The following is a 3,026-nucleotide window of genomic DNA, read 5'->3' as shown; positions in this document are numbered from 1 at the left end:
CAGAAAAAAGGGCGCTATGTAACGGGTTTTGCTGTCGGCATCCTCTATTCCGATGGAAACAATTATCCCGTCATTCCCGGTAATGTCGCCAACTACTCAAGCTATCCGTTTCCCGTCCACTATAAATTAGTTCCTTGCTGTACAGGAAAGCGACTCTTAAATGGGGATTCTTCATTAGAGAAGAGGATTATCGAGGCTGCATTGCAGCTGCAGAGTGAAGGGGCAAAGGTGATTTCTAGCGCTTGCGGCTTCTTCGGAAATTTTCAGGCTCAAACTGCAAGTGCCCTCAATATCCCTGTCTTCTTATCCAGTTTGGTCCAGTTGAATATGATTCAGATAGGGCTGAAGCCAGGACAAAAGATTGGTATTTTAACTGCTTATGAAAAGGGATTGACCGATGCGCTTTTAAAAAGCTGCGGGATTACAGATGAATCCAACCTGATTATCGGAGATCTTAGCAAGGGAGCTGAGTTTTCTTCCATTTCAAATGGTGCTGGTGCATTCCATAACGATCGGCTTCGTAATGAAGTTGTCAGCAAGGCAACTGAAATGACAGAAAAACATCCGGAAATTGGAGCCATTCTTCTGGAATGCAGCGATCTTCCTCCCTGTGCCTATGCCATTCAACAAGCCGTGCAGCTGCCAGTATTTGATTTCATGACACTTATCCGGTGGGCGCATGATGCTAATAGTCAGAGTCCTTATTATGGATTTATTTGAATGTAATCTTGAAAAAATTAGGAACATTTGTTAAGGTTAAACCAATCAAATCATTTGCAGGGGGACTCTTTTAGAGTTGAGAAGGTAGAACCTGACCCTTAGAACCTGACTTAGTTAACACTAGCGTAGGGAGCATCGTATAATATTTTTTTGTATACTTTAGCTCTCCATTTGTTTTGGAGAGCTTTTAACTTTATTCAGCTTTTTATGGCAAATTCAATGCAAGTTGAAAGAAGGCTTCAGGGGCGAGTGCAAACTCCTGCTGAATAAAGTTAAAGCCTCCGGCGGATGGCAGAAAAGTTGAGAGGAAGGTTTTCGGGCGGAGCTCGAACAACTTTTCGCCGCAATAACTCCGAGGAGTTATTGGGATGTTTCCTAAAACTAAATAAATCATTTGATTGCGGGGGGACTCTTTTAGAGTTGAGAAGGTTAAAACCTGACCCTTAGAACCTGTTAGTTAATACTGGCGTAGGGAGCAATGGTCATCAGGCGTATACTGATGCTTAAGCCCTTTTATTCTTGCTAGTGAGATAGAAGGGCTTTTTTCTTTCTTGCGTCCATCAAAAAATGGAGGAGAGAAGATGAACGATTTATCTGGAGGAACAAATGTATTCACCCAAGTACGTGAGAGGAATCCACTCATTCATTGCATCACGAATTATGTGGCAGCTAATCTGCAGGCAAATGGCCTGCTGGCAATTGGGGCGTCACCTGTGATGGCGGATGGCCCTGATGAGGTGGAGGAGATCATTAAGGCGGCATCGGCCCTTTCCATCAATATCGGGACACTCAATCCACAGATGAGGACGGCAATGCTAAAGGCGGGCAGGGCCGCTAATGTGCGAGAAATCCCAGTATTGCTCGATCCTGTCGCGGTCGGGGCTGCTTTGTATCGGAAGGACACCGTTCGAGAGCTTCTTGATGAAGTTCATGTAGATGCGATTCGCTGTAATGTTGGTGAGCTCGCAGCACTTTCTGGAGCTGCATGGGAGCAGAAGGGTGTGGACAGCGGCACGGGGACGATTGACCTTGAGGAGGAGGCTAAGAAGGTTGCCTTGAAATATGAGTGCCTCGTGATTGTGACGGGGGAACGGGATTATCTAACGGATGGGGTGGAAGGACGCTGGGTTAGCGGCGGTCATCCGATCATCACGCAGGTTACGGGCAGCGGCTGTTTGCTCAGTTCGGTTTGTACTGCGCTATTGGCTGTCCATACAGAAAATCGATTAGATAGACTTGCAGAAGGATTGTCTCTTTATAAGCGGGCGAGTGAGGAAGCGTATCAGCAAAGCTCAACTCCTGCATCCTTCCAAGCTGCCTTTCTGGATCAATTATTTATCCAAGCGAATGGGAGGGTGGAAGCATGAATGTGGTGATGACGATTGCCGGGTCAGATTCCGGCGGAGGAGCAGGCATACAGGCTGACTTGAAGACCTTTCAGGAGCTGGGTGTCTTCGGAACATCTGTGGTGACGGCCTTAACGGCTCAAAATACGATGGGTGTTCATGATATATTTGCCACGACCTCAGCATTTGTCCGGTCTCAGGCAGAGGCTGTGTTCTCTGACTTTCCTGTCCAGGCTGCTAAAACAGGAATGCTCGCTTCAAGTGAGATTATTCGTGAAACAGCGGAGATTCTCAGAATGCAAGATTTGCAGCTTGTCGTTGACCCTGTCATGGTTGCCAAGGGCGGCGAGCAGCTGCTTGGAATGGAGGCTGTCCGTGACCTAAGGGAGCATTTGATTCCGCTTAGTACGGTTATTACGCCGAATATACCGGAAGCAGAGGTACTGACGGGAATGAAAATCCACAATGGGAATCAAATCGCAAAAGCGGCTGAGCATTTGCTTGAGCTTGGGGCGAACTGTGTTGTCATGAAGGGCGGTCATGTTGATGACCCGGATTTTGCAACGGACGCCGTGTACTTTGAGAACGGTCATTCGTTTAAAATGACAACCAAGCGTGTCCGAACTCGGCATACCCATGGGACAGGCTGTACCTTTTCTGCAGCCATTACAGCCTTCTTAGGACAGGGATGGACGGTGGAAGAGTCTATCGTAGCAGCAAAGCAATTTATCCAGCTGGCAATTGAGCAGGAGCTTGGGCTCGGAAGCGGAAGTGGACCGACGAATCATTTTGCTTATAGAAAAAGTAAGGAGAAATGTGAGGTGGAAATCATTGAAGCGTGAACAGCTGCAGGTTTATTTTGTGATGGGGTCAGTTAATGTCAAGGAAGCAAACCCTCTTGAAGTTTTAGAGCAAGCCTTAAAGGGCGGAATCACCATGTTCCAATTCAGGGAAAAGGGC

At 47.1% G+C, this 3,026-nt stretch carries 3 protein-coding genes, 1 pseudogene and 2 riboswitches; all 4 genes and pseudogenes read left to right on the top strand.

All coding sequences use genetic code 11. The features are described 5' to 3' along the window. On the top strand, positions 1 to 720 hold a 720-nt coding region (locus tag ACI35L_RS05320), incomplete at its 5' end, for an aspartate/glutamate racemase family protein (protein WP_439802397.1). A 48-nt stretch (positions 721 to 768) separates the two neighbouring features. Further along, a riboswitch (TPP riboswitch) is annotated at positions 769 to 869 on the top strand. A 243-nt stretch (positions 870 to 1,112) separates the two neighbouring features. Beyond that, a riboswitch (TPP riboswitch) is annotated at positions 1,113 to 1,212 on the top strand. Between the two features lie 89 nt (positions 1,213 to 1,301). Next, positions 1,302 to 2,087 carry a hydroxyethylthiazole kinase gene (gene thiM, locus ACI35L_RS05315; RefSeq protein WP_049670326.1) on the top strand — a complete coding sequence of 262 codons (786 nt, stop codon included), beginning with the start codon at positions 1,302 to 1,304 and terminating at the stop codon, positions 2,085 to 2,087. After that, the gene (gene thiD / locus ACI35L_RS05310) at positions 2,084 to 2,908 is read left to right on the top strand and encodes a bifunctional hydroxymethylpyrimidine kinase/phosphomethylpyrimidine kinase (RefSeq protein WP_439802396.1); all 825 of its coding nucleotides are present in this window, start codon (positions 2,084 to 2,086) and stop codon (positions 2,906 to 2,908) included. Before thiM ends, thiD begins: the two co-directional genes overlap by 4 nt. Then, positions 2,898 to 3,026, top strand: a pseudogene (thiE, locus tag ACI35L_RS05305) (thiamine phosphate synthase); the annotation flags it as partial. The gene thiD and the pseudogene thiE, both read left to right, overlap by 11 nt.

This window comes from Pradoshia sp. (genome assembly GCF_051873915.1).
Classification (GTDB): Bacteria; Bacillota; Bacilli; order Bacillales; family Pradoshiaceae; genus Pradoshia.
The sequence above is the reverse complement of the archived record's forward strand: the minus strand, read 5'-3'. Positions and strand labels throughout refer to the sequence as shown.